The organism is Gordonia sp. G4 (assembly GCF_057770005.1).
In genome coordinates this window covers 1,007,921-1,033,182 of record NZ_CM173442.1, presented here as the reverse complement: position 1 = coordinate 1,033,182, position 25,262 = coordinate 1,007,921, and the positions used below count along the sequence as shown (strand labels likewise).

Annotated in this window: 24 protein-coding genes and 1 riboswitch; of the genes, 11 read left to right on the top strand and 13 right to left on the bottom strand. The window is 69.0% G+C overall.

Features of this window, described 5'->3' with window-relative positions; translation table 11 throughout:
* Positions 1–47 precede the first annotated feature (47 nt).
* Complete coding sequence (locus AC3B5T_RS04495; protein WP_055476203.1) at positions 48–530, top strand: NUDIX hydrolase; 483 nt, start codon at positions 48–50, stop codon at positions 528–530.
* Between the two features lie 55 nt (positions 531–585).
* Here AC3B5T_RS04495 and AC3B5T_RS04490 read toward each other — a convergent pair whose 3' ends face one another.
* Both AC3B5T_RS04490 and thiE read right to left on the bottom strand, forming a co-directional pair.
* Positions 586–987 carry a hypothetical protein gene (locus tag AC3B5T_RS04490; RefSeq protein ID WP_488358279.1) on the bottom strand — a complete coding sequence of 134 codons (402 nt, stop codon included), beginning with the start codon at positions 985–987 and terminating at the stop codon, positions 586–588.
* Between the two features lie 320 nt (positions 988–1,307).
* Entirely contained in the window at positions 1,308–2,033 is a 726-nt protein-coding gene (thiE, locus tag AC3B5T_RS04485; RefSeq protein ID WP_488358278.1) for a thiamine phosphate synthase, read from the bottom strand.
* A gap of 47 nt (positions 2,034–2,080) precedes the next feature.
* Positions 2,081–2,191, top strand: a riboswitch (TPP riboswitch).
* Between thiE and thiO the strand changes: the two genes are divergently transcribed.
* The 6 genes from thiO (at position 2,186) to AC3B5T_RS04455 (ending at position 8,754) form a co-directional block, all read left to right on the top strand.
* A complete protein-coding gene (gene thiO / locus AC3B5T_RS04480; protein WP_488358277.1) occupies positions 2,186–3,247 on the top strand; it encodes a glycine oxidase ThiO in 1,062 nt (353 codons plus the stop codon). (Overlaps the previous riboswitch by 6 nt.)
* Entirely contained in the window at positions 3,244–3,444 is a 201-nt protein-coding gene (thiS, locus tag AC3B5T_RS04475) for a sulfur carrier protein ThiS (RefSeq protein ID WP_488358276.1), read from the top strand. The genes thiO and thiS overlap by 4 nt, the downstream gene beginning before the upstream one ends.
* Positions 3,437–4,234, top strand: a complete 798-nt coding sequence (thiG, locus tag AC3B5T_RS04470; RefSeq protein ID WP_010843757.1) for a thiazole synthase — start codon at positions 3,437–3,439, stop codon at positions 4,232–4,234. The genes thiS and thiG overlap by 8 nt, the downstream gene beginning before the upstream one ends.
* 69 nt (positions 4,235–4,303) lie before the next feature.
* Positions 4,304–5,272, top strand: coding sequence for an ABC transporter ATP-binding protein (locus AC3B5T_RS04465; protein WP_488358275.1), 969 nt, complete (start codon positions 4,304–4,306; stop codon positions 5,270–5,272).
* Entirely contained in the window at positions 5,269–6,015 is a 747-nt protein-coding gene (locus tag AC3B5T_RS04460) for an ABC transporter permease (RefSeq protein WP_488358274.1), read from the top strand. Before AC3B5T_RS04465 ends, AC3B5T_RS04460 begins: the two co-directional genes overlap by 4 nt.
* Before the next feature lie 129 nt (positions 6,016–6,144).
* On the top strand, positions 6,145–8,754 hold the full coding sequence (locus AC3B5T_RS04455; RefSeq protein ID WP_488358273.1) for a LuxR C-terminal-related transcriptional regulator: 2,610 nt from the start codon (positions 6,145–6,147) through the stop codon (positions 8,752–8,754).
* 81 nt (positions 8,755–8,835) lie between these two features.
* On the opposite strand, the gene AC3B5T_RS04450 is transcribed toward AC3B5T_RS04455, so the two are convergent.
* Genes AC3B5T_RS04450 through AC3B5T_RS04435 form a run of 4 tightly spaced genes read right to left on the bottom strand, consistent with a single transcriptional unit; the run spans position 8,836 to position 12,010 of the window.
* Complete coding sequence (locus AC3B5T_RS04450; RefSeq protein WP_488358272.1) at positions 8,836–9,513, bottom strand: phosphoribosyltransferase; 678 nt, start codon at positions 9,511–9,513, stop codon at positions 8,836–8,838.
* A 9-nt stretch (positions 9,514–9,522) separates the two neighbouring features.
* The gene (locus AC3B5T_RS04445) at positions 9,523–9,993 is read right to left on the bottom strand and encodes a nuclear transport factor 2 family protein (RefSeq protein WP_488358271.1); all 471 of its coding nucleotides are present in this window, start codon (positions 9,991–9,993) and stop codon (positions 9,523–9,525) included.
* A complete protein-coding gene (locus tag AC3B5T_RS04440; RefSeq protein ID WP_488358270.1) occupies positions 9,990–10,856 on the bottom strand; it encodes an SCO6745 family protein in 867 nt (288 codons plus the stop codon). The genes AC3B5T_RS04445 and AC3B5T_RS04440 overlap by 4 nt, the downstream gene beginning before the upstream one ends.
* Before the next feature lie 59 nt (positions 10,857–10,915).
* Positions 10,916–12,010, bottom strand: a complete 1,095-nt coding sequence (locus AC3B5T_RS04435) for an EamA/RhaT family transporter (RefSeq protein ID WP_488358269.1) — start codon at positions 12,008–12,010, stop codon at positions 10,916–10,918.
* A 268-nt stretch (positions 12,011–12,278) separates the two neighbouring features.
* On the opposite strand from AC3B5T_RS04435, the gene AC3B5T_RS04430 reads away from it, so the two are divergent.
* The 3 genes from AC3B5T_RS04430 to AC3B5T_RS04420 all read left to right on the top strand — a co-directional run bounded on the left by AC3B5T_RS04430 (position 12,279) and on the right by AC3B5T_RS04420 (position 15,435).
* Positions 12,279–13,475 carry an ATP-grasp domain-containing protein gene (locus AC3B5T_RS04430; protein WP_488358268.1) on the top strand — a complete coding sequence of 399 codons (1,197 nt, stop codon included), beginning with the start codon at positions 12,279–12,281 and terminating at the stop codon, positions 13,473–13,475.
* Positions 13,476–13,576: 101 nt separating this feature from the next.
* Positions 13,577–13,777: a hypothetical protein gene (locus AC3B5T_RS04425; RefSeq protein ID WP_488358267.1), complete on the top strand. Its 201-nt coding sequence runs from the start codon at positions 13,577–13,579 to the stop codon at positions 13,775–13,777.
* A 77-nt stretch (positions 13,778–13,854) separates the two neighbouring features.
* Positions 13,855–15,435, top strand: a complete 1,581-nt coding sequence (locus AC3B5T_RS04420) for an MFS transporter (RefSeq protein WP_055476186.1) — start codon at positions 13,855–13,857, stop codon at positions 15,433–15,435.
* Positions 15,436–15,448: 13 nt separating this feature from the next.
* On the opposite strand, the gene AC3B5T_RS04415 is transcribed toward AC3B5T_RS04420, so the two are convergent.
* Positions 15,449–16,084 carry a hypothetical protein gene (locus AC3B5T_RS04415; RefSeq protein ID WP_055476185.1) on the bottom strand — a complete coding sequence of 212 codons (636 nt, stop codon included), beginning with the start codon at positions 16,082–16,084 and terminating at the stop codon, positions 15,449–15,451.
* 177 nt (positions 16,085–16,261) lie between these two features.
* Between AC3B5T_RS04415 and AC3B5T_RS04410 the strand changes: the two genes are divergently transcribed.
* Positions 16,262–17,749 (top strand): cryptochrome/photolyase family protein, encoded by a 1,488-nt coding sequence (locus AC3B5T_RS04410; RefSeq protein ID WP_488358266.1) that lies wholly within the window; start codon positions 16,262–16,264, stop codon positions 17,747–17,749.
* A 12-nt stretch (positions 17,750–17,761) separates the two neighbouring features.
* Here the strand turns inward: AC3B5T_RS04410 and AC3B5T_RS04405 are convergent, their stop codons facing one another.
* The 6 genes from AC3B5T_RS04405 to AC3B5T_RS04380 form a co-directional block, all read right to left on the bottom strand.
* Positions 17,762–18,439, bottom strand: a complete 678-nt coding sequence (locus tag AC3B5T_RS04405; protein ID WP_010843744.1) for a TetR/AcrR family transcriptional regulator — start codon at positions 18,437–18,439, stop codon at positions 17,762–17,764.
* A gap of 52 nt (positions 18,440–18,491) precedes the next feature.
* Positions 18,492–19,229 (bottom strand): ABC transporter ATP-binding protein, encoded by a 738-nt coding sequence (locus tag AC3B5T_RS04400; RefSeq protein ID WP_055476183.1) that lies wholly within the window; start codon positions 19,227–19,229, stop codon positions 18,492–18,494.
* Positions 19,226–20,122 carry an ABC transporter ATP-binding protein gene (locus AC3B5T_RS04395; protein WP_488358265.1) on the bottom strand — a complete coding sequence of 299 codons (897 nt, stop codon included), beginning with the start codon at positions 20,120–20,122 and terminating at the stop codon, positions 19,226–19,228. Before AC3B5T_RS04395 ends, AC3B5T_RS04400 begins: the two co-directional genes overlap by 4 nt.
* A complete protein-coding gene (locus AC3B5T_RS04390) occupies positions 20,115–22,118 on the bottom strand; it encodes an ABC transporter permease (RefSeq protein WP_055476180.1) in 2,004 nt (667 codons plus the stop codon). The genes AC3B5T_RS04395 and AC3B5T_RS04390 overlap by 8 nt, the downstream gene beginning before the upstream one ends.
* Before the next feature lie 127 nt (positions 22,119–22,245).
* Entirely contained in the window at positions 22,246–23,520 is a 1,275-nt protein-coding gene (locus tag AC3B5T_RS04385; RefSeq protein WP_488358264.1) for an ABC transporter substrate-binding protein, read from the bottom strand.
* Between the two features lie 341 nt (positions 23,521–23,861).
* Positions 23,862–25,025, bottom strand: coding sequence for a phosphatase PAP2 family protein (locus AC3B5T_RS04380; protein ID WP_055476178.1), 1,164 nt, complete (start codon positions 25,023–25,025; stop codon positions 23,862–23,864).
* Positions 25,026–25,262: the final 237 nt, after the last annotated feature.

Here is a 25,262-nt window from a genome sequence, read left to right as displayed (position 1 = left end):
TACGGTGGAGGCACCCGGTCGAGGCGATCGGGATGCGAGGAGGCGTGGTGCGCGGCGACGGCGACGGCTGGGTGATCGATCCCGACGGTTCACGATATTGGGGAATCCACGGAGCGGCAGGCCTGTTGTTGCGGGCGCCGCTGCCGGAGGGAACGACCGGTGTACTCCTCCAGCACCGCGCCGCGTGGTCGCATCAGGGTGGCACCTGGGCGCTGCCCGGCGGCGCCCGCGACTCGCATGAGGGCGCCATCGACACGGCGATCCGCGAGGCCCAGGAGGAAGCCGGTATCACCGGGGACGACCTTCGCGTCGTCGCGGCGGTCGTCACCCACGAGTCGCCCGGCGGATGGACCTACACGACCGTCATCGCCGAGACCGACACGCCGGTCCGCACGGTCGCCAACTTCGAGTCCACCGAGCTGCGGTGGGTCGACGAGAAGCGGGTGGACCAGTTGCCGCTGCACCCCGCGTTCGGGCTCGCCTGGCCCACCCTCCGCGAGCGCATCGCGATGCTGGACCCCCAGAGCTGAGCTGAACTGACTGGGGCGGGACCCTTCGAGGCTCGTCGCTAGCGCTCCTCGCACCTCAGGGAGCGGAGGAGGTCACGCCCCGACCCCGTCCGCCGTCCAGGAGCCGGTTCGCGCCCGCGACCAGCGCGTGGACGTTCGCCTCGTCGCTGCTCGCACCCTCGCCGGCGGCCCAGGCATGGCGGCCGTCGTTTTCGCACAGCAGGAACGTCGTGACCACGCCGTCGACGACCCGCTGATGCAGACGGACGATCTGAACGGGGGCTCCGACGTCGTGGAGGATCGACGTCATCGCACCGACCGGGCCGGCGGCGACGGCGCTGCAGGATCTGATGCGGTCGGCGATCGCGAGCGTCGCCCGGCACTCGACCAGGTCGCCCGAACACGACGCGACCGACCATGACCCGAGCCGGATCGTGCCGCCGCGGGAGTACTCGTCGGTGAATTCCTGCCAGGTCATCCCGGTGGCCTCCTCGTGCATTCCAGGGGGAAGCGGACGGCCGTACCGCTCGGTGAACAGATCGCCACCGCGCCGGTCGTCGCGCTCATGCCACGAACAGGATCGATGAGTCAGATGAAGAGGGTGCATCTCGGTAACCGATTTCGGTCGAAGAACGGGTGACCGACACCAGAGCGCAACCGACCCGCAGCGGGGGGTCGGTCAGATTCAGACCCCGCTGCGGCGGGTTACGAGAATGCTCGTGATGCACAACATGATCGGTCCACCATAGACCCGCGACACCGACCGGGCAAACCTGTTTCGTCCCCGACGACGACTCGCTACAGCATCCCGGCGAGTTCCCGGGCCGCGGCGGTCGGGTCGGCGGCGGCGGTGATGGCGCGCACCACGACGATGCGCCGTGCCCCGAGCGCGGTGACCTCGCCGACGCGGCCGGCGTCGATCCCGCCGATGGCAAACCACGGTTTCGCCGATTGCGTTGCCCCCGAAAGCATTTTCGCAGTGGCGGACACGAGGTCGAGGCCGGCGGCGGCGCGGCCGGGTTTGGTGGGCGTGGTCCAGCACGGGCCGACGCAGAAGTAGTCGACGTCTTCGTCGGAGATCGCGGCGGCAGCCTGCTCGGGGTCGTGGGTCGAGGCGCCGATGACGACGTCGCGGCCGACGATCCGGCGGGCCGCCGACGGCGACAGGTCGCCCTGTCCCACGTGCAGGACGTCGGCGCCGGCGAGCGCCGCGATGTCGGCGCGATCGTTGACCGCCAGCAGCGCACCGTGCGCGTCGGTGATCGCCCGCAGTCCCGCGAGGATCTCGAGCTCCTCCCGCGCCTCCAGCGTCCCGAACTCGCGTTCACCCGGCGAGTTCTTGTCGCGGAGCTGCACGATGTCGACGCCGCCCGCCAGCGCGGCGCCGACGAAATCGAGGAGGTCGCCGCGCTCGCGTCGGGCGTCGGTGCACAGGTAGAGGCGGGCCGAGGAGAGCCGACGACGACGGTCTGTCGCGTGGCCGGAATCCGCGGACCCTGACCTGGTGTGGTTCGGGGTCGTCACGCCGACCAGGCTAACCGGACACCTGACGCCCCCGCGTAGGGTGGACCGCACGAACACACGGGAGCCCGGACCGGCCGGGCTGAGAGTGCGGACCGATCCGCTGACCGTCGAACCTGATCCGGGTCATTCCGGCGAAGGAAGGTGATTCCAGCGTGAATTCCCCTCGGAAGACTGCTCACCGCACTCTGACGGTGGTGGGCGGCGGCGTCATCGGGCTGACGTGCGCACTGGCCGCGGCCGACGCCGGGTGGCGGGTTCGCGTACTCGACGCCGGAACCGACGAGCGCGCCTCGTGGGTCGCGGGTGGCATGCTCGGCTCGCTCGGCGAGGGACATCCCGGCGAAGAGGCGTCGCTCGCCCTGTCGGTGGAGTCGGTCCGGCTCTGGCCCGCGCTCGTGAAGCGGCTCGACGACCCCGCCGTCGTCACCGCCACCGACTCGCTGTTCGTCGCGGCCTCGGCCACGGACATCGAGTACCTGCGGCACCTCGCCGACTTCGTCTGGGCCGGCCAGCCCCGCACCGACTCGGCGCTGCAGCCGGTGACCGGCCGCGACATCCGGGCACTCGAACCGTCGCTGAGTTCTCGTCTGGTCGGTGGCTACCGCGCGGTCGGGGAGTGGTCCGTGGACAACCGGCGCCTCCTCGAGGCGTTGCGTGCCGCGGTCACGACGGCCGGCGTGGAACTGGCCACCGCCCGCGTCGGGTCCCTGGCCGATCTCGACGACCCGGGCTCCGACGGGCAGATCCTGCTCGCCGCCGGGCTCGGCACCACGGCCCTCTGGTCCGGCGCCGACCTGCATCCGGCCAAGGGCGAGATCCTCCGGCTTCGTCGTACCCGCTGGTCCGTGCCCCCGCCCGCCCACGTCGTCCGGGCACGCCTGCACGGCCGGGCCGTCTACCTGGTGCCACGCGACGACGGGGTCGTCGTCGGCGCCACCCAGTACGAGGCCGAGGGGATGACCGACCGGGCGCCGCAGGCCGGTGGCGTCGCCGACCTGCTCGCCGACGCGATCGAGGTCCTGCCCGGACTGCGGACGTATGAACTGACCGAAGCGGCCGCGGGTCTGCGGCCGTGCACCGCCGACGGGTTGCCGCTCGTCGCCCGCGTGGACGCACGCACGGTCGTGGCGACCGGGCACGGGCGCAATGGGATCGTCCTCGCCCCGGGTACCGCCGAGCGCGTGCTGTCGATCCTGGAAGGAGTCGAGGAATGAGTATCACGGTGAACGGCGAGAGCATGGATGTCGACGACGACGCCTCGGTGCGCGACGTGGTCGCCGGGCTCGGGATGCCGGACCGCGGGATCGCGGTCGCGGTGGACGGCGCGGTCGTCCCGCGCGGTCGCTGGGACCGGTACACCATGACCGACGGCGCCGTCGTCGAGATCGTCACGGCGGTGCAGGGTGGCTGACCAGTCGACACCGGACCCGTTGCGGATCGCGGGCCGCGACTTCTCGTCCCGGCTCATCACCGGCACCGGCGGCGCGTCGAATCTCGCGACCCTGGAACGCGCACTGGTCGCCTCGGGCACCGAACTCACCACCGTCGCGGTCCGCCGCGTCGACGCCGCCTCGGGCACCGGGGTCTTCGATCTGCTGCGCCGGCTCGACATCGCCGTGCTGCCCAACACGGCCGGCTGCCACACCACCGCCGAGGCGGTCCTGACCGCACAGCTGGCGCGCGAGGCGTTCGAGACCGACTGGGTCAAGCTCGAGGTGGTCGCCGACGAACGCACCCTGATGCCCGATGCCATCGAACTCGTCGACGCGGCCGCCGCCCTGGTCGGCGACGGGTTCGTCGTGCTGGCCTACACCAACGACGACCCGGTTCTGGCCGCGCGACTCGCCGATCTCGGGGTGGCCGCGGTGATGCCGCTCGGGTCACCCATCGGGACCGGTCTCGGAATCCTCAACCCGCACAACATCGAGATGATCGTCGACGACTGCCATACCCGCTTCGACGACCCGCTGCCGGTCATCCTCGACGCCGGCATCGGCACCGCGAGCGACGCGGCGCTGGCGATGGAACTCGGTTGCGACGGAGTGCTTCTGGCGACCGCGGTGACCCGCGCGGAGAATCCCGAACTGATGGCGACGGCGATGCGGCACGCGGTGATCGCGGGCCGGCTGGCCGGGCGGGCCGGCCGAATTCCCAAGCGCTTCTGGGCCCACGCGTCCTCGCCCGGCCGCGATCCGGGCTGACGGGCGCCTGCGACAGGCCGTACGAATGACAGACCGGGCCGCTCCGGATTCGACGGTTATGGTCGAGGCGTGTTGCGGGTAGCGAATCTGACGAAGGACTTCAGCGGTCAACGCGCGGTCGACGACCTCACCTTCGAGGTCGGGCCGGGACGGGTGACCGGCTTCCTGGGACCCAACGGTGCGGGCAAGTCGACGACCATGCGCATGATGCTCGGTCTCGATCGTCCGACCTCGGGCACGGCGACGATCAACGGTCAGCGCTACCGGGACCTCGACCATCCGCTGCGTCAGGTCGGTGCGCTGCTCGACGCTCGGTGGGTGCATCCGAACCGCAGTGCGCGCTCACATCTGCGGTGGCTGGCGGCGAGCAACCAGATCCCGGCCGCCCGCGTCGACGAGGTGCTCGAGACGGTCGGGCTCACCTCGGTGGCCAAGAAGCGCGCCGGCGGCTTCTCGCTCGGCATGTCGCAGCGGCTCGGGCTGGCGGGTGCCCTGATCGGCGATCCGCACACGCTGTTGTTCGACGAACCGGTCAACGGCCTCGACCCGGAGGGCATCGTGTGGATCCGCGGGTTCATGCGCAAGCTCGCCGCCGAGGGTCGGACGGTGCTGGTGTCGAGTCACCTGCTCACCGAGATGTCGCTCACCGCAGATCATCTCGTCGTCATCGGGCGGGGCCGCCTGATCGCCGACTGTTCGGTCGCGGAGTTCACCGGGCGGGCACGACAATCGGTCCGGGTGCGCGGCCCGCAGCTTGAGCAGCTGCACGCCGCGCTCGCGGCGGCGGGGTTGAACCCCGCCCCGGGTGACCCGGACGGTCAGGGGCGTCCGGTGATGCGCGTTCCGGACACCACGACCGATCACGTCGGCGATCTCGCTGCCGCCGCGGGCATCACCCTGCATGAACTCTCCGCCGAGTCGGCGTCGCTGGAAGAGGTGTTCATGTCGATGACGGCCCACGCCGTCGACTACAGCGCCGTGGACAACCGCGCCGTTGACAAGCACGCCGTTGACAACCACAGGGGAGTGAACCGGTGATCGCCGCGATCGACGCCGAGCGGATCAAACTCGCCAGCACCCGATCGCCGTACTGGTGCCTCGGGGTCGTCGTCGTGCTGGGACTGGGCCTCGCGGTGCTGCTCGGTGCCGTCGCCGGAACCTCGTACGGAAGTCCCGGGGAGGCCGACACCCTCACCGACGACTTCCTGATCGGCGTCGACCAGTTCGGGGTCGCGGTTCTCGCGATCATGGCGATCCTGGGTGTCACCACGGAGTATCGCTTCGGCACGATCCGCCCGACCTTTGCCGCAATCCCGCGCCGCCCGCGGGTTCTCATCGCGAAAGCGGTCGTGTTCGGCGGACTCTCCTTCGCGGTGGTGGCGATCCTGTGCGTCGTCGCGGTGGTGGTCGCACAGGTGCTGTCCGGCGTCGGGGTCTCGCTGACCGGCCCGGAGACCGTCCGGCATCTCTGGGGCACACCGGTTTTCGCGATGCTGTGTGCACTGATCGGTCTCGCCGTGGGTGCGCTCGTGCGGCATTCGGCCGGCGCGGTGGCGATCATGCTCGTCTGGATGCTGGCGCTGGAACGCATCGTGTCGGTGCTCCCGCGCGTCGGTGAGCACATCGTGTCGTTCCTGCCGTTCCTCAACGGCTGGAACTTCCTCGCCGGCGGCAGTGACACCTTCCACTGGAACGCCTACGGTTCGTTGCTCTACTTCGCGGGTTTCACACTCGTCCTGCTGGCGGCCGCCGTGGCGGTCACCAACGCCCGAGATGCGTAGTTCGCGTGGTTTTCCTCCGTTGGAGCTGCACGCGGAATCCGCTGAGAGCCGGTCGTTGCCATCCGGTCGGACCACATTGATGCGTCGGCGCGGCCCATTGTAGGGCCCGGCAGACTAAAATTCGCGAATATGTCCACGAATTGGCCGCTTGTCGAGCGCGATCGGGAGTTCCGCACGATCCAAGCGGCGCTCAGGGGTGAGACGACCGGTTGTGGTGTGGTGCTGACCGGTGACTCCGGCGTGGGCAAGACGACCCTCGCCCGCCACGTCACCGCGGAGTTGCCGACGGGGGTGCGCTGGGTGGCGGGCACGGAGTCCGCGCGGTCCATCCCGCTCGGAGTGTTCGCCCACCTCGTCGGCCCGGCGACGTCGAGCGATCCCGTCACCTACCTTGCGGCAGCGCGTGAATCGCTGCTCGCCGACGGCGATGTCGTCATCGGTGTCGACGACGCCCACCTCCTCGACGAGCTGTCGGCGACCCTCCTGCACCAGCTCGCGATCGACCGCGCGGTGCACATCGTGGCGACCGTGCGCAGCGGCGAGACCGTCCCGGACGCCGTGACGTCGTTGTGGAAGGACAATCACCTCACCCGGATCACATTGTCCCCGTTCACCAAAGATCAGAGCGTCGAGCTCGTCGAATCGGTGCTCGGCGGTCAGCTCGAGGAGCACTCCGCGAATCTCATGTGGGAGGCCTCCGGTGGGAACGCGCTGTTCCTCCGGCATCTCGTGGACGGCGCCCGCCAGGCCGACACACTGCGCCAGGTCAACGGCGTCTGGCAACTCCGCGGCCGCGCCGCCATCACCTCGGAGCTGGCGTCGTTGCTGGAAGGACGGATCGAGCAACTCGACGGCCCGGTCCTGGGTGCGCTGAAGTACCTCAGTCTGTGCGAGCCGCTCGACATCGACGTCCTCTCCGAGCTCGCCGGCGAAGAAGCCGTCGAGGAGGCCGAGATCGCCGGGTTGGTGCGTATCACCCGCGACGGACGCCGCCTCGACGTCGCGTTCCACCATCCGCTGTTCGGCGAGGTGATCCGACGCCGCCTCGGTCAGGTCTCGTCGCGACGGCTGCGCGGCCGGCTCGTCGAGGCCCTGCAGTCGCGGCCCACGAACACTCCGGCCGAGCGGATTCGTCTCGCCGACCTGGCGATCGAGAGCGACGTCGAGATCGATCTGACGCTGGTGCGGACAGCTGCCCGCGACGCGCTGAATCTCGCGCAGACGCCGCTCGGCGAACGATTCGCGCGGGCGGCGCTCGACGAGGGCGGGGGACTCGAGGAGGCCGAGCTGCTCGCGCGGGCGGTCATGTGGCAGGGCCATCCCGACGAGGCGCGGGACATCCTGGCGCGATTCTCGCCGGACGACCTCGACGAGGGCCGACTCGTGCTGTGGGGCAACTCGATCATCGGCAACACCTTCTGGGCCCTCGGCGACGCCGACCGGGCCGACGAGATCCTGCAACTGCTGACCGAGCGCGTCACCCACCCCGCGCTCAAGCCCATCGTCACCGGCATCGCCTCGGCCTGTGCTCTTTTCGAGAACCGGATAGACGAGGCGATCACGCTGTCCGACACCGTGTTGGCCGAGTCCAAAGTGCTGCCGTGGGCGGTGGAATGGGCGGTGTTCGGCGGCAGCCTCGCCCGTGCGGTGGCCGGCCGCGGCGCGGAGGTCCGGGCGTTGGCCGAACACTCGCGGGAGGTCGAGGTCGACGGGCTGCTCCGGTTCCCCACCGGCTTCGGGGAGACGCTCGCATTGACCCTCACCGGCCGGCTCGACGACGCGGATGTCGCCTCCGGGCGTTTCGTGTCGGCCGCGCAGACCGCCCAGTACCTGGGCTGGGCGATGTCCGGAATCCTGGTCGCCGCAGTCGAACTCGCACGTGGATCGTGCGGGTCGGTGACCCGGCGGATGGAACAGACGCTCGCGATCCTCGACAGCGGCCGGTTCTCCGACTCCTGGAACTTCCCGGCGCACATCTTCCTGGTGCAGGCGCTCAGTGCGCTGGGGCAGGCCGAACGCGCCGCCGACGCGCTGGCCAAGGCGCGGGAGAAGTCCGGCAAGCATGTGGCGGTGTTCGGCCCGATGCTCGCCATCGCGGCGGCGTGGCAGGCGGCGGCGGCCGGAACCGTCACGCCCGCCGTCGAACTCGCCCACTCCGCGGCGTCGGCCGCCCGTGCCGCCGGTCAGTTCGCGGTGGAGGCCGAGGCGCTGCACACCGCTGCGCGCTTCGGTGACGAGGGCGTCGCCGATCGGCTCGCCGAACTGGCGGAACGCATCGACGGTCCGCTGTCGGATCTGTACGCGCGGCACGCCGCAGCCCTCCGCGACGGTGACGCGGTCGAACTGGATCTGTGTTCGGCAGCCTTCGAGGACTCCGGGGTGCGTCTGTCCGCCGCCGACTCCGCGGCGCAGGCCAGTGTCCTGCACGACGCGGCGGACAAGCGGTCGGCGACCGTGGCGTCGGCCGCGGTGGCCAACCGCCTGGCGTCCGAAAGCGGTGGCCTGCGGACACCGGCGCTGATCTCGGCCGCGCAGCCGTTGCCGTTGACCTCGCGCGAGCGCGAGATCGCCAACCTCGCGGCGGCCGGCCTGTCCAACAAGGACATCGCGCAACGCCTGACCGTGTCGGTGCGCACCGTCGAAGGGCATCTGTTCCGCGCCTACACCAAGCTCGATGTGGGTGACCGCACCGAGCTGGCCGCCCTTCTACTCAAAGACGCACGGCCGCAGGCCCACTGAGAACCGCCCGGAGGAAACGGGCAGTCGACGATATGTCGGCGGTGTCGCCCGGACGGGTCGTTTTCGGGTGCGGTTCTCGGCTCAACCGCCCGGCCGGTCGAGGGCGGCGATCACCTCGTCGTCGTCGACCTGGGTGAAATCCTCGTACGACAGTCCGACGGCGCGGAACGGTTCCGGCATCACGAGGACGACGACCTCGTCGACGCCCCGATCCTGGAGTCGGCGAACCGAATCCGACGGGGCTGTCGGTGCGGCCACCACCAGGTGCGCGGCGCCGGCGGCCCGGACGGAGTCGACCGCCACGGCCATGCTCGAGCCGGTGGCGAGACCGTCGTCGACGAGAATGACCGTCCGGTGGGAGAGTTCGGCTTCCGGACGGTCACCGCGGTAGCGTCGCTCGCGTTCGCGGAGGACCCGCCGCTCGCGGTCGGCCGACTCCTCGAAGCCGGTGCGGGACACCCCGAGCCGACGGGGTACATCGTCGTTGACGACCAGGTGGTGGGCGGTGAGTGCGCCCATCGCGAACTCCTCGTGGCCCGGCGCCCCGATCTTGCGGACCACCAGGACGTCCAGCCCGCACCTGCCCGTCGCCCGGGAGATCGCGTCGGCGACCTCCCGCGCGACGGGGACCCCGCCGCGGGCGAGGCCGAGGACAACCGGTGCCGACACCGGTGTGGCCGCGGTGTTCAGGACCGCGACGACCCGCGCACCCAGCAGGCGACCCGCCTCGCGGCGGTCGGCGAAAGTGCGCGGGCGCATCGTCAGACCTCAGACCCGCACTGCGGGACCGACCTTCAGAGCGAAACTCGGCAGGTCGGCGAGACCGATGGTCGCCTCGTATGTCCGGTCGTAGCCGGTGCTGCTGATGCGCCAGCCGTCCGCGGTGCGGCGGTAGGTGTCGTCGTAGAACGCGGCGCCGATGAGCATGAACGAGAACTCGGCGACGATGACGCGGTCCTGGAGGTACCAGCGTCCGCGTGCGGTGTCGCCGTCGATCTCGATCTCCGGATGCGCGACGCGATGTTCGGTGATCACTGCGGGACCGACGTTCTCCCGCATGTATCCGACCAGCTCGTCCCGGTTGGAAAAAGCCAGTCCCTCACCGTAGTTGCCGGTGACTTCGGCGGTGAGAGTCGACGAGAACGTCGCCCAGTCCTTGGTGTCGAGGGATCTCAGATAGCGGTACTTGAGGTTCTCGATCGCCCGTAGGTCCTCGAACCGTCCGTCGGGTGCGCTCACTTCGATCTCGTTCCCGGCAGTATCCCTGCGTCGATGACAGCTTTCACGACGGGCCTCGTGCGCTCCAGCAGATCATCGGTGCCGACCCAGATGGACTCTCCCACAGCGTCGGTGGTGGCCTCGATGTCGTCGTAGGTCGCCGCTCCGGAGGGGGTGAGCCGGTGCCCGTCCTCGACACGCTCGACCAGCCCGGCGTCGACGAGGCGGTCCACGCTGTCCTCCCACTCCTCTTCCGACCACCCCCGGGTCAGCAGCAGGATGCGCTTGCCCAGGGTGCGGCGGCGGACGGTGGGATCGGGGAGTTGCGACTCGTGGAAGACGGCCGCGTCGAATCCGTTCAGGCCGTGGAGTGCGAGAGCGGCGATGTGGTTGTCGCCGCGCCATTCTCGCAGAATCGCGACGGCGTGCCACAGGCGGAGCCGCGCGGTGTCCGGCTTCGGGGCGGTCGACCAGGCGGCGGCGAGCGGGCGGCCGCCGAGCGGTAGGCCGGCCGCGAGATCGTAGTAGGCAGAGGCGAGTTCGTCGAGGCTCGCGTCGTCGACGGAGTCGCCGAGGATGTCGCGGAGCGAATCGTCGAGCATTTGGTTGCGCCGCTCATGGACGCGGTCGAGCCCGGCGTCGACGGCTGCGGCCCAGCTCTTCGCGATGAGTTCGACGTTGAAGTTGTAGAAGGCAGAGGCGATGACCGACGACGTGCACGGGCCGAACGGGGCACCGCGCGCACCGACGTAGAAGGAGTATCCGTTCAGCCCGGTGTCCTGCTGCGCGCTCTTCAGGCCCGGATTGAAGTAGGCGATGATGTGGAAGGGTTCGAGGGTCTCGTAGGCGAGCCGTGCCGCGGAGCCCGTGCTGGTCGATGTCATCAACCCACCCTCGTCACCCGAAACGCGGGTGTCAACCACCTGGTGAGCAGGGGAAGCGGTCAGTTGCGGCGCGAGTCGCGAGCGTCGAAAACGGAGTTGTCGTCGACCTGCCATGAGTCGGCATCGGGCGCCGTATCGACGTCTCGCCGGGCGTCGTCGGCCTCGCCGCGGAACCCGTCGGTCTCCGCGGGGGAGTCCGCCCGCGGCTCCTCGGACTCGGGCTCCTCGCGGCCACGGCGCCACCCGCCTTTCATCGGCGGGGCCTCACCCAGGTGATCCGGGTCCACCGAGCCGTACCAGGCCACCAGCACGGCGCCGATCACCGCGCCGACGAAACCGAGGATCGCCAGCCACCCGAGTCCGGGTTTGGCCGTGTCCTCGAGGAACACGACCCCCACGAGGCTCGGGCCGGCCGTCTCGCCGACGACGAGCACGGCCGTCACCCCGTTCACCGCGCCGAGCTGCAGGGCAACGGTCTGGACGTAGAAGCCCACCGCGCCCGCGGCGGCGATGGTCCAGGCCGCCGGATCGGTCAGGAGGGCGACGGGATCGAACGGCTGCACTCCGTCGAGGATGCGGACGGCGATGGCGATGATGCCGAACAGCAGACCGGCCGCCGCCCCGCCGACGATGGCACCCGCCGGGCCGAGGTTGTACACGCCAACCAGGGCCAGGGCGCACAGGGCGAGGGTCGCGACGAACAGGCCCCAGTGGAATCCGACCTCCTCGCCGCCGCCGGTGTGATGGGACGACGCCACGCCGAGCAGGCAGAGCGACATCACGACCAGCCAGATGGCGACCCATTCGCGGGTGTGCAGCGCGATGTTGAGGATGATCGTGCCGAGCAGCGCGGTGATGACGAGGTTCGCCGAGACGATGGTCTGGGAGAGGAACAGCGGCAGGAATCGGGCGGCGAGGGCGCCGCCGGCGAATCCGAGGACGACCAGCGTCGTGCCGAGGATGAAGGCCGGGTCGACCAGCGTCGACATGGTCGACGAGAGCGTCGGTGCGCCGTTCTCGTTGGTGATGCCCTCGCCCTCGTCGGCGGCGGCCTCGGCCACGCGGCGCGCGCCGAGTGCACGCAGGACCGTCGACATCCCGTAGGCGACTGCGGCGAGGCACGCGGCGATCACGCCGATGACGAACAGCTGCATGCCTCCTCCAACTCGGTCCGGATGAGCCCCACAGGCTCGGACCGCCGACCACCCCGACTGCGTACACGCGCGATCGGCCGCCGGCGCTCTGCTGCAATGGTGCTGGTCGCAGAACTGCAGACATCGACGTGCCTGCCGATCGTGGAGAAACTAACAGGACGAACCGACAGGACGGTATCGAATATTCCCGCCCCCGGCCGAATCACACCGGGAATCCTCGGCCCCGGCCGGCCGAACGCCTTTCGCCGTCGGCACTACACTCGCTCGGGTGAACAGCGCCGGACGAGCCCATGTCCTGATCACATTCGGCAGGTCCTTCCTGACCCTGGAACTCGCGCGGCTCATGGCCGCGGCCGGTCATCGTGTCAGCATCGTCGATTCGATCCCGGTCGGGATCGGTCGATTCTCCAACGCGGTGAGCGACTTTCATCGGGTGCCGCCGCCGAAGTTCGAACCCCTCGCGTACTGTCACGCGCTCGCGCGGATCGTGGCCGAGAACGATGTCGACATGGTCATCCCGGTGCACGAGGAGACCGACATCATCGCGATGCTCGCCGACGTGTTCCCACCCGGATGTCGGCTGTTCCTCTCCGATTTCGCCACCGAGAACCGGCTGCACAACAAATACGATTTCCAGGAACTGCTCGTCGAACTCGGTATTCCGACGCGCAAGTTCGCGCGGGTCACCGGACCCGAGGACGTCGGATCGCTCGATTTCACGCAGCCGTTCGCTCTCAAGCGTTGTTACTCGCGTGGTTCGCAGAAGGTCCACAAGGTGACGCCCGGTGATCCGCTCACCTGGCTCGAACACGACGAGCAGAACCCGTGGATCGCCCAGGAATGGGCCTCGGGAAGCAACTACTGCACCTATTCGGTCTGCCACGAGGGTCGCGTCTACGCGCACGCAACCTATCCCGTCGACTACGCCATCGACGGCAGCTCGTGCCTCAACTTCCGGTCCGTGGACCATCCGCGGATCGCCGAATGGGTCAGCGATTTCGTCCGCCGGGTGAACTTCACCGGGCAGATCGGCTTCGACTTCATCGAGGACCGGACCGGTTCCGGTGAGGCCACCGATCTGTTCTGCATCGAATGCAATCCGCGTGCCACGAGCGGGATCATGATGTTCACGCCCGACGACGGGGTCGACCGCGCGTTCCTCGGGACCTGGAACCCCGACGACGGGCCGATCACGCCCGGCTCGGGCGTCGACAAGATGATCGGACTGGGCATGCTGCTCTACGGGTGGCGCTCCTCGTCCCGCAAGGATCGGACCCTGCGTGACTTCGTCCGCGATTTCCGGGGCGCATCCGACGTCGTCAAGAGCCCTGGCGACCCGAAGCCCGCGCTGATGCTGCCCTTCGCCTATGCCGGAATCCTGCGCAGTTGCTTCAAATACCGGGTCGGGCTCGCCGAGGGGTTCATGCACGATCACGAGTGGGACGGGCTTCGCATCAGCCTGTGACGTGCAGCGCCCGGGGCGTAGACTCTCCAGTCACCATCACCTGCGTGTTTGCCCCATCCGCAGGGTTGTCCGGGGGGACTCGAGCTCGAGGAGAGCTGCTCATGAACATGTACAGAATCATGCGTCGTACGTCTGTCGGGGTGGCCGCGGTCGGTGCCGCCTGCGCGATCGGTCTGGCCACCGCGCCGGCTGCCTCGGCCGCTCCGGCGGTGCAACCGGTGCAGCCCGTCCAGGCCGTCGGTTCGGTGTCGATCTGCTTCGGCATCCCCATCGGGCCGGTCACCATCAGCGTCTGTCTCTGATCGGACCGCGCGACCATCTTGTGCCCTGACCGGCGCGATCCCCGGCCGAATGGCGCTCGCGCACGTACGATTCCCCGATGACGTCGACAACGGCCGAGGTCGAGGCGGGGACGGCCCCGAAGCGGGCGAAGGCGATCCTGGTCGCGCTGATCCTGGTCGCCGGGGTGGCCAACATCAATCTCGCGGTGGCGAACGTGGCACTGCCCGACATCGGCAAGGCACTCGACGCGAGTTCGACGCAGCTGAACCTGGTCGCGGTCGGCTACTCGCTGGGTCTGGCGGCGTCGGTGCTCTACTTCGGCGCGCTGGGAGATCGCCACGGCCGCAAGCGAATGCTCATCATCGGCATGTGCCTGTCGATCCCGGCGTCGCTCGTCGCCGGGTTCGCGCCCAACGTCGAGGTCCTGTTCGGCGCTCGTCTGGTGGGTGGAATCGCTGCCGGCCTGGCCTTTCCGACGACCCTGGCGGTGATCACCGCCCTGTGGTCGGGACCCAAGCGCGTCCGGGCGATCGCCGCGTGGTCGGCGTTCGGCGGTGCGATCTCGGCGCTGGGCCCGGTGCTGTCCGGAGCCCTTCTCGAGGTCTTGTCGTGGCACTCGGTGTTCCTGGTGACCCTGCCGCTCGCCGTCGTCGCGCTGGTCACCGCGTGGCGGCTGGTGCCCGCCGACACCGGTGACGAGGCGGCGGTCGTCGACAACCTGGGCGGCGTCGTGTCCATCGTGATGGTGGGCTCGCTCGTCCTCGCGATCAACTTCGCGCCGAATTCCGATCAGCGACTCCAGGTCTACATCCTGGCGGCGATCGCGGTGCTGACCGGAGCGGGCTTCGTCTGGCGGCAGCTACGCGTTCGGGTTCCGCTGTTCGACCTCCGCATCGCCTCCCGACGCACCTTCTGGGTCGCGGCGGTGGGCGGGCTCATCGTGTTCGGCACGCTCATGGGAGCGATGTTCATCGGTCAGCAGTACATGCAGAACGTGCTGGGGTACTCCACACTCGCGGCCGGCGCCACGATCCTCCCGGCCGCGGCGGCCATGATCGTCGTGGCACCGCGGTCGGCGAAGCTGGTGCAGAACATGGGTTCGCGGTTCACCTTGCTGTCCGGTTACGCCTTCATCGTCGTCGGCCTGGTGCTCGCGATGCTCACCTGGGACGAGGACGCTCAGTTCTGGCATGTCGGCCTCGTGTACGTCCTCGTCGGGGTGGGTGTCGGCCTCGCGGGGACACCGGCGTCGCAGTCGCTGACCGGCTCGGTACCCGTTCAGCGTGCCGGAATGGCGTCGAGCATGTCCGATCTGCAGCGCGACCTGGGCGGCGCGATCCTGCAGTCCACCCTCGGTGCGATCTTGACCGCGGGTTACGCGAATCAGCTGCGGGAGACCATCTCCGATTCTCCGCAGGCCGATGAGGTCACCGAACAGACCGAAGCCGCGCTGACGAAGTCGTTCTCGAGCGCGGAGGTCTTGGCCGAACGCTATCCGCAGTACGCCGATCAGATCATCGCTGCGGCCCGCGACGCGTTCGTACAGGGCGACAAGTACGCCTACGGCGCGGCGGCCGGCATCGTCGTGCTGGGTGCGGCGGTGGTGTTCTTCTTCTATCCCAAACACGACGCGGAGCGAACGGCGATGGCGGAGTACGTGAAGCAACGCAGCCTGTGATCCCCGGGAACGCTCAGCCCTCGAAGCGGCTGGCGGCGGTGACGTCCTCGGTCAGGCAGTAACCGACCGAGAGAGGCTGTGTGAAGGACCATTTCGTCTCGTCCTCGGTACAGGTGAGGGAGTCGCCGCCCCGGCTGACGGTCTTGGCGAGGATGGTGCTCTCTGCCGGGGAGGCGTCGCATTCGACCTCACGGTAGTCGGCGAGCTTGCCGCCGCCGACCGGGATCTGGTAGCACGTGTCGACGGCGAAGTTGGGTGTGAGGCAGAGCTTCTGGTCGCCTTCGCCGAACGTGAGCGCCGAGGTGTTGGGTGTTCCGCACTCCGCCGAGGTGCCGACCTTGTCGGCGGCGTAGAAGGTGAGGCCCTCGGTCCCTTCGCAGTCGGCCTTGGTCGCCTCGACCTTGCCCTCGCCGGCCTCGGCACCGATCTGCAGGCACTCGCCCACGTCGATGTCGGAGGCCTCTTCGACGGATTGCGTGCCGACGCTGACACTGCAGGCCGCCAGCGCCGAGAAGCCCACACAGGCCGCGATCACGGCGGCCCGCCGGCCGAGCTGCCAGAAGGGCTTGTCCACGGACGGAACGCCGATGCCGGGCCCGGCAATCCGATCGTCGGTGGCCTGCGAATGGCTGTGGGTGCTGCGCGACATCGTGGTTCCTATCGTCTGGAGTGGGCGGATGCCCCGTCTCGGCGTTCATCGTGGTGATCAGGTGATGAACAACAGGATGTCTGCGCGCGCTTGGCGCGAACTTGGGGTCGACTTGTCCGGCCCTTGAGGGACCTGTCCAAGTCGCCCCCAGAAGTCGCGCCTGCGAGAGGAGAGCCGATGTCCGTCGCGTCCGGCGGTGTTGTCCGCGTGGTGTTGCCACATCAGTTGTTCGAATCGCACCTCGACGCCGAGCCCGGCACCCGCTTCGTCCTCGTCGAGCACGATCTGATGTTCCGGCAGTACCGGTTCCACGTGCAAAAACTCATCCTGCACCGGGCGAGTATCCGCAGGTTCGCGGAGCGATTGCGCGCCCGGGACTTCGAGGTCGACGTCCTGGAAACCGACGCGGACGAGTCCAGTCACGACCAACTCGTCGGATACCTCTCCCGTCGGAAGCCGGCGTCCGTCCACCTGTACGACGTCGTCGACGACTGGCTGATCGGGGACCTGCTGGCGGCCTTCGAGCACGCCGGGTGCCCACTCGCGGTCGACGACATCGCCGAGAGCCCGAACTTCCTCACCACCCGACGCCAGATCCGCGAGTTCTTCACCGGGAAGCGGCCGCGGATGCAACAGTTCTACACCTGGCAGCTCCGGCGACTCGGTGTCCTCGTCGACGCCGACGGCAAGCCGGAGGGCGGCCGGTGGAGCTTCGACACCGAGAACCGGAAGAAGCTGCCGAAGGGCCGCGAGGTTCCGCAACCGACACCGCCGGAGCGCCATCCCGAGGTCGACGCCGCGATCGCCTGGGTGTCGGACGAGTTTCCCGACAACCCGGGTGACGCCGACGGCTTCGGCTGGGCGACGTCTCACGACGAGGCGCGCGCGATGCTCGAGCAGTTCCTCGCCGACCGGTTCGCGGAGTTCGGGCCGTACGAGGATGCGATCAGCACCGAGCACCCGTTCGTCTTCCATTCGCTGCTGACGCCCGGCCTGAACATCGGGCTGGTGAGTCCGCGGACGGTGTTGACCAGGGCCCTGGAGGTCGGGGATCGCAACCGCGTTCCGCTGGCCGGTGTCGAGGGCTTCGTGCGGCAGCTGATCGGGTGGCGGGAGTACATGCGGGCGTCCTATGAGATCCGCGGCCGTGGTCTCCGGAGCCGGAACCACCTGGGCCACGACCGGAAGCTGGCGGACGGATGGTGGACCGCGGAGACCGGCCTCGAACCGGTCGATCTCGTCATCCGGCGGGTCCTCGCACACGGGTATGCCCATCATATCGAGAGATTGATGGTCCTGGGCAACGCGATGTGTCTGCTCCGCATCGACCCCGAGGAGATCTACGAGTGGTTCATGGAGATGTTCGTCGATGCCTACGACTGGGTGATGGTCCCGAACGTGTACGCCATGAGTCAGTTCGCGGCGGGAGAGGCGATCACCACCAAGCCCTACGTCTCGGGTAGCAACTATCTGCGAAAGATGTCCGACATCCCGCCCGGGGAGTGGGCCGAGGAGTGGGACGGTCTCTACTGGACGTTCGTCCGCGACCACCGGGACGTCTTCGAGGCCAACGCCCGCTCGAACTTCCTCGCGCGGGCCTACGACCGGCTGCCGGCGGGTACGAAGGCGGCGCACAGCCGACGGGCCGGCCGCTGGCTGAGTTGACGACCGCGCGGCTCAGCGCTGTTCGAGCGAGGCGTCGAGTGCCTCGAGTTGTTCGGGCCGCACGTCGCGGAGCACGGCGAGGGTCGCGGTGATCGCGAGGTCGCAGGCCTCGTCGACGCCCGCGCCGTCGACGATGAGGGCGCGGTGCGCGACGTCCAGGCTCATGCCGAGCAGGAGTGAGGCGAGGGTGTCCGCGCTGGCGGCGATGCCCGCGCCGCGTTCGGCGTAGTTGTCCCGCAGGCGTGCGGCGATCCGCGGTTCGAGCGCGGCGTAGAGCCGACGGTCGCCACCGCCCTCACGATGGCCGATGAGGACGCGCAAACCGGCCGGGTGGCGTCGGGCGTAGTCGAACAGCGCCTGCACCGAGTAGCGGGCGCGGGCACCGTAGGGCATGTCCTCACTCGCGTCGTACACCTCGAACATGAACGAGGTGAACGTGTCCAGCTCGCGTGTCATCACGCGATTGACCAGCTCGTCCCGGGACCCGAAGTGCGCGTACAGCGTCACCCGGGTGGTGCCGCCGCGTTCGGCGATGGCGGTCATCGTAGTGCGCTCGGCACCGACCTCGGCGATGACCGCGCACGCGGCGTCGAGCAACTCGTCGTCGGTGGGCCGGTTGCGCGTGTTGCGTGTCGGTCGTGCGGTACCGGCGTCGGTTGGTACCGGATGGTTCTCTGCTCCGGTGGCCACGTCGCTCCCGGTCCCCGTTCGTCTCGTCCGTGCGCCTGCTGACCGTCGCGGCCTACGAGGCGAGATCCCCGACGGTGCGGCCGAAGTAGGCCGCCTCGACCATGTCTCGGCGACTGCGGAGTTCGCTCGCGGGTGCCGAGAGTGCGACACGACCATGATGGAGCACGATCGCGGCGTCGGCGATGCCGAGGGCCAGATCGATGTGCTGTTCGACGAGGACGACCGCCATCTGGTGTTCGTCGGCGATCGACCGCAAGCGGGGCAGCAGGTCCTGCACCGCGACCGGGGAGAGGCCGAGGCTCAGCTCGTCGATGAGCAGGACCTTCGGGTTCGCGAGCAGCGCCTTCGCGAGCGCCAGCATCTGCTGTTCGCCGCCGGACAGGTTGCCGCAGCGCCGCCCCCGCATCGTCTTGAGCTTGGGGAAGTACTGATAGACGGTGTCGAGGTCGGGTCCGTTGCGACGCTTCGCGAGGCGGAGGTTGTCCGACACCGACAGGCGGTGGAACACGCCTCGCGTGTCGGGCACCAGGGTGACACCCCGACGCGCGTTTCGTTCGACCCGGCGGTCGATCGGGACCCCCAGGGCGGTCACCGTGCCCGACATCACGCCGAGGGCGCCGACCGCGGCGAGCAGGCTCGTCGTCTTTCCCGCCCCGTTCGGGCCGAGCAGGGCCAGGATCTCGCCGGGGCGTACGGACGCGCTGAGGCCACGCACCGCCGGCACCCCGCCGTAACCGACGGTGATCTGGTCGATCTCCAGCACCGGTGCCGTCGGGTCCGTCGTGCTCATCTCGTCTCCTTCGGGGCGTGCCCGGTCGGGCCGTTGTCTGACGGTCGTTCGGTGTCGATGCCGCCGTCGGACGGGCCGGCCGCCGGAACAGGTGCCTCGACGACGGCGTCCGGATCCACCTCGGGACTGCCGAGGTAGGCCGAGATCACCGCGGGGTCGTCCTGGATGGCGGCGGGTGGTCCGCTGGCGATCACGCGACCGAAGTCGAGCACGTACAGGCGGTCGCACACGTCGAGCACCAGGGACATGTCGTGGTCGATCAGCAGGATGCCGATGCCGGTCGCCGCGATCCGGCGTAGTTCGGTACCGAACTCACGGCTCTCATGGGTGTCGAGTCCAGCGGCCGGCTCGTCGAGCAGGACGAGTTGCGTCCCACCGACCAGCGCGCGGGCCACACCCACGAGCTTCTGCTGTCCGAGGGCCAACTCGCCGGGGAGCTGATCGGCGGCACCGGCGAGGCCGACGAGTTCGAGCGCCGACGAGATGACGTCGGCGGGCGGCCGGGAACCGTTGACGACGTCGGCGAACATGGCCCGCAGACCGACGGGTTGCACTGCCACCGCGAGGTTCTGGGCGACGGTCAGGTCGGTGAACAGTTCGCCTGCCTGCCACGTACGGGCCATGCCCGCCCGGCGGCGGCGATGTGAGCTCGCCTTGTCGAGTCGCTCCCCGCGCAGCGACACCGTGCCGGTGGCTTTCGTGAACCCGGTGACGGCGTCGACGAACGTGGTCTTGCCTGCACCGTTGGGGCCGATCAGCCCGACGATCTCGCCTGCCGAGACCGTGATGTCGATGTCGGTGTTAGCGCTGACGCCGCCGTACCGGACCGACAGTCCGCCGGTCTCGAGGAGCGTCGTCGGCGCGGTGTGCGGTTCGGCTGTCGACTCAGACATGTGCACCCTCCTGTTCGTTCTGGGCCGCGCCCGGTGCTTCCGGATGGGGTAATGGCCGGTGCCTCTGGGCGCGTATCCGGTCGCCGAACTCCGACACCGCGCCCGCGACCCCGACCGGGTTCAGCACCGCCATCAGCAGCAGGCTGCCGGCGGCGAAGAGTTCGTAGTACTCACCGAGATCGAGGGTTTGATTGAGGAACACATAACCCACGCCCAGCGGTCCGATGATGCCGGCGAGGACCGCGCCGGCGAACGACGTGATACCGCCGACGTAGGTCATCGCGAGCAGCGTCAGCCCGATCATGACCGTGAACGAGCCGGCGGACAGCTGACCGCGGCTGTACCCGATGAGGCAGCCGCCGATGCCGGCGAGGAAGGCCGACAGCGCGAAACCGAGCAATTTCGTTGCGGCCACGTTGATCCCGACCGACGACGCCGCGCGCTCGTTGGACCGCACGGCCAGGAAGGCCCGGCCGGTCGAGCCGCCCATGAAGCGCAGCACCACCAGGGTCGCGATGGCGACGACGATCAGGACCATCAGCGAGAAGCGGATCGTGACCAGGTTGGTGCCGTCACGCACGCCGAGGTCGAGGCCGAAGATCGTCGGGTCCTCGATGAGGTTGCCCTCGAAGGACGTGATCGCCGGATTGTTGAAGATGAAGCTCTGGATCGCCAGCGCCGCGGCCAGCGTCACGACGGCGAGCTGTGCACCCCGGATCCGGAGTGCGGGTACGCCGACCAGGACACCGAGACCGGTCGCGATCAGGGCCGCGAAGATCATGCTGAACGGGAAGGGTACGTCCCAGTTGGTCGTCAGCTTCGACAGAGCGAAGCCGGCCGCACCGGCAAAGGCCATGCTGGCCAGTGAGATCTGGCCGAGGTAACCGGTGAGGAGCACGAGGGACAGGGCGATGAGGCTGAGGATCACCGAGGTCACGACGCCGAATCGCCAGCTGCCCGAGGTGAGCAGGATGGCCGCGACGACGACGGCGATGCAGACGGTCGCCGGGATCACCCGGATGCGCGGGATCCGGACCGCGGGCATCCGCACCTCGCCGAGCGAACCGCGGGACGGGATGCGACCGCCCAGCAGGAAGAGGGCGATGACGACGATGATGAACGGGACGGCGTCGCCGAGGCCGGCCTGCGCCCATTCGGGCCACCAGTCCTTGGTCGTGAGCCACGTGATGACCGACTGGAATGCGCCGAGGACAAGCCCTGCGGCGCAGGCTATCCCGAAGGAGGTGAGCCGGCCGACGAGCGCGACGGCCAGCGCCGGGATGACGAAGAAGGTGTAACTGGTCTCGGTGAGTCCGATGGTGTACGACGCGAGCACGACGATGAGTCCGGTTGCCGCTCCGGTCAGCGCCCAGACGATCCCGGCGAGGCGGTCGGGGGAGTAGCCGGACAGTCGCGCGGCCAGTTCGTCTTCGGAGCCGGCGCGGGTCGCGACACCCAGGGTGGTGAGGCGGAAGTAGGCCCAGAGCACCAGCGAGACGGCGATGGCGACACCGGCCAGGATCAGGTCCGAGACGTTGACGATCGCACCGGCGACGTCGACCGTGCTCTCCGGCAGGATCGCCTCGGCGAACAGGTTCTCGGTCTCGAAGCGCAAGTGCACCAGTGCCTGGATGAACAGCATGAGACCCACCGAGGCGACCACCTGCGCGAGCACCGGGGCCGAGCGCAGCGGACGGAAGACGAGCACATGCGCGAGCAGGGCCCAGACCACCGCGCTGAGCACACCCAGGACGACCGCCAGTTCCATCGACGTGGGATCGGATTCACTGCCGAGACTCAGGGTGCCGATCGGCAGGACGAGACTGCCGTCGGTGCGTAGTGCGGCAACCAGATAGACCGAGTACAGGCCGATGGCGCCCTGCGCGAAGTTGATGATCCCGGTGGCGGCGTAGATGCCCACGAGCGACGACGCGAGCACCGAGTAGATGGCACCGGCGGATAGTCCGAGGAAGACGAACTGGAGGAACTGGCCCATGTGGTGTACTCATTCGTTCGGCGCGTAGGGATCTCACGCGCGTGGGGGTAGAAAAGAAGGGTCGGGGTCGCGACGCAGAGTCGGATGTGGCGGGGTGGGTGTCCACCCCGCCACATCAAGACCTGTCTCAGTAGGCGCCCGGGATGCGCTGCAGCGCAGCCGGGAGCGGGGTGATGAAGCCGCCGGTGGCGGGTTCGGTCTTTTTGTCGGCGACGACGTCGAAGAGCAGCATCTCGGTGGTGCAGTTCGGCGTGGTCGGCTTACCGCAGTTGAGCTTCGGGCCGATGAAGGACTGGTAGTCCGTGACGGCCTTCAGCGCACCGAGCACGTTGGGTCCGGTGTAGTCGGTCACCTTGGCGTTGTTGAGCGTGATCGCGAAGTCCGCGAGGGTCGCGAACGTGCCGTAGGCGTAGAAGCCCCCGGTGCCGCCCTGCTCGTCGATGAACGTCTGCGCGATCTCGAGGTTCGCCTTGGCCGGTTCCGGAGCGGAGTCCTTGGCCGGGGGTTGCCAGATCGGCGAGTACGTTTGTGCGCCAACTGCTTGCGGTCCCAGGGGGTCGATGAAGTCGGTGCAGGCCGCCATGAACATGGTGCCCTCGTACTTCACCGACCGCAGCGACTGGGCGAGCTTGGTGCACACGTTGTCGTTCTGTGAGGTCATCAGTCCGGCGGCAGCGGGGTTGCCCTCGGCCAGCGTCGTGGCGAGCGAGGTGAAGTTCGGGCCGGTCGGCGGGTAGTAGACCGACTTGACGTCGATGCCGAGCTGCGCACCGAGCGGCTTCATCAGCCCGTCGAACACCTGATGTGCCTGCGGCAGATCGGCATTCGCCAGGGTCAGCGACGTCTTGTTCGCCGCCTTGAGCTGCTGCATGAAGCCGACGAGGAACGCGGCGGGCGGCGGGCCGAAGTAGACACGGTTCTCGGCCGAGGCGCCGGTGGAGGTGTTGAACGGGATCTGACCGACCAGCGGGATGCCCGCCGAGGTGAGAATGGGTACGGCGGAGGCGGATTCGGCGTTGTAACCGTCGATCGCGGCGACGACGCCGGCCTCGACGAACTGATTCGCGCAGGACACCGTCGATTCGGGTGCGGTCTGGTCGATTCCGCAATCCACGATCTCGACGGGACGGCCACCGATGCCGCCGATCTGGTTGTTGATGTAGTCCAGGGCGGCGTCCTTGCCGGTGGTGACGCCGCCTTGGGTCGCGGGACCCTTGGTGGGGTTGAACAACCCCACCTTGATCGCCTCGCCCGAGGCCTTGGTGCCACTGGCATCCGCGGCTGAGCCGTCCGACGATCCGCCGTCTTCGCTGCTACACGACACGACCGAGAAGATGCAGGCCGCGGCGACGGCGACCGCCGCCAACCGTCCGGCTCTCCTGCGTGAATTCGACCAACGCATGTTTCGACTGCCTTTCCCGATGAACTCCGGGCACGACGACATCGCCCTGCGAGAGGGCATGGCGACATCGCCCCGGCGGGGCTGAGAAGGAATGAGTTCATCGACCCAGCGCTGTGTCTGGGTCTGTGATTCCGGCACCGTCCGCCCAGGTCACGGCGGTGAGTCCACGTCGGATGTGATGTGGGCCACTCGAAAAGTAGCCACATCCTTACGTTGGTGTCAAGCTGTTGCGACAAACTGGACACACACTGCACCAGACCGATACGGAACTGCCGGTTGCGAACGAGTTCGCAACCGGCAGTGGGACAAACGATTAAGTCATCGCGAGGTCGGGGCGGTCGTCAGCGAACGGTCACCCGGCCGTCGGGGCCGACGGCGACATCGGCGGTGTAAGCCCGCACGAGGTCGAGGCGCTGCCAGGAGGTGCGGCCGGGGCGCTGGTCGTCGAGCGGGTACCCGGCGGGTGCCGCCGTCTGTGCCAGGACCTGGCGTCGCTGCTCGTCGGTGAGTCGCGGGTACGCCGAGGCGATCAGGTCGACGGCCTGGGGCGGTACCGCCATCGGATGCGTCGACGACGCGACGCGACCGAAGCCGTAGGTCATCCGCTGCGCGTAGATCGTGCGGGCCTCGGCGTCGGTGACATAGGGCGTGTCGCGCGCGATGCACACCGACAGGGCTGCACCGCAACGCCATTCGAGTTCCTTGCGGATCTCGGTGGCGGAGGCGGTGAGGAGTCGGCGGAATTCGGGGTCGTTCCAGCGATCGGCGGCGGCGGCCTGCCCGACCATCGCCCCGCCGATCACGTCGAGCGGGTAGTGCACGCCCAGCACGATGCGGTGATACCCGCCCTCGGAGGCGCGGGCGAGGAACTGCGGCGCGAGCTCGGGCAGCATCGACGCGAACAGCGTGCCCCGCCAGAAGAACAGGCTGCTGTGACCGGACGGGAACGACGGGTTGCTGCCCAGGGCGTCGTACTCGCTGGCGCCGGGGCGCATGTACTTGCGGATCCGCTGGGGTGCCACGATGAACGGTCGCTCGTAGCCGAAGGCGTACTTCTCGACCAGCGTCGCGTTCGCCAACCCGCCCGCGCGGGCGAGGTAGTCACTGAAGAGGGCGGTCGTCTTCGGCAGCCGGCCGGCGGCGAGGGCATCGGAGAAGTGGCGTCCGAGTCGTGCGCCGAAAGCGTCGGACATCGTCTGCAGCGGATCGTCGTGTGCGTCGGCGAGCGCTCGACGCTGCAACGCCGGGTCGTCGGCCGCGGACTGGTTGATCGCGACCGCGGTCTCGAGGTTGCGGGCCATGACCTCCGGGTGATCCCGGCGCAGCGCGGTGAAGGTCTCGACGGGCGGCAGGTAGACGCCGCCGGGGTAGGACGAGACATCCGAGGCGTAGAGCCGCGCCAGGTCGGTGACGGGGAACGGCGACGGCGCGGGCTTGGCCGGCGCGGCCTGGGCCGGTGCCGCGAGCGAGAGGGTCGCGGCGATGGCTGCCGCGGTACCGACCAAGGATGCGGCAAACCGTGACCAGCGGGCCGAACCCCCTGCTGCCTGAGCCGGCGACGAGCGCAGCGAGGAGACTGGACCCCCCTGCTGCCTGAGCCGGCGACGAGCGCAGCGAGGAGCCGAGTCGAAGGCCGGTCGTCGTTCGCGGTCGGGCGGCGCTGTCCGAGATCACGCCCTCGATCCTAGAGGGGGAATGTTCGCGGGGCGAACGGGCGCGTGCATCGTGCCCAGCCGGCCGAC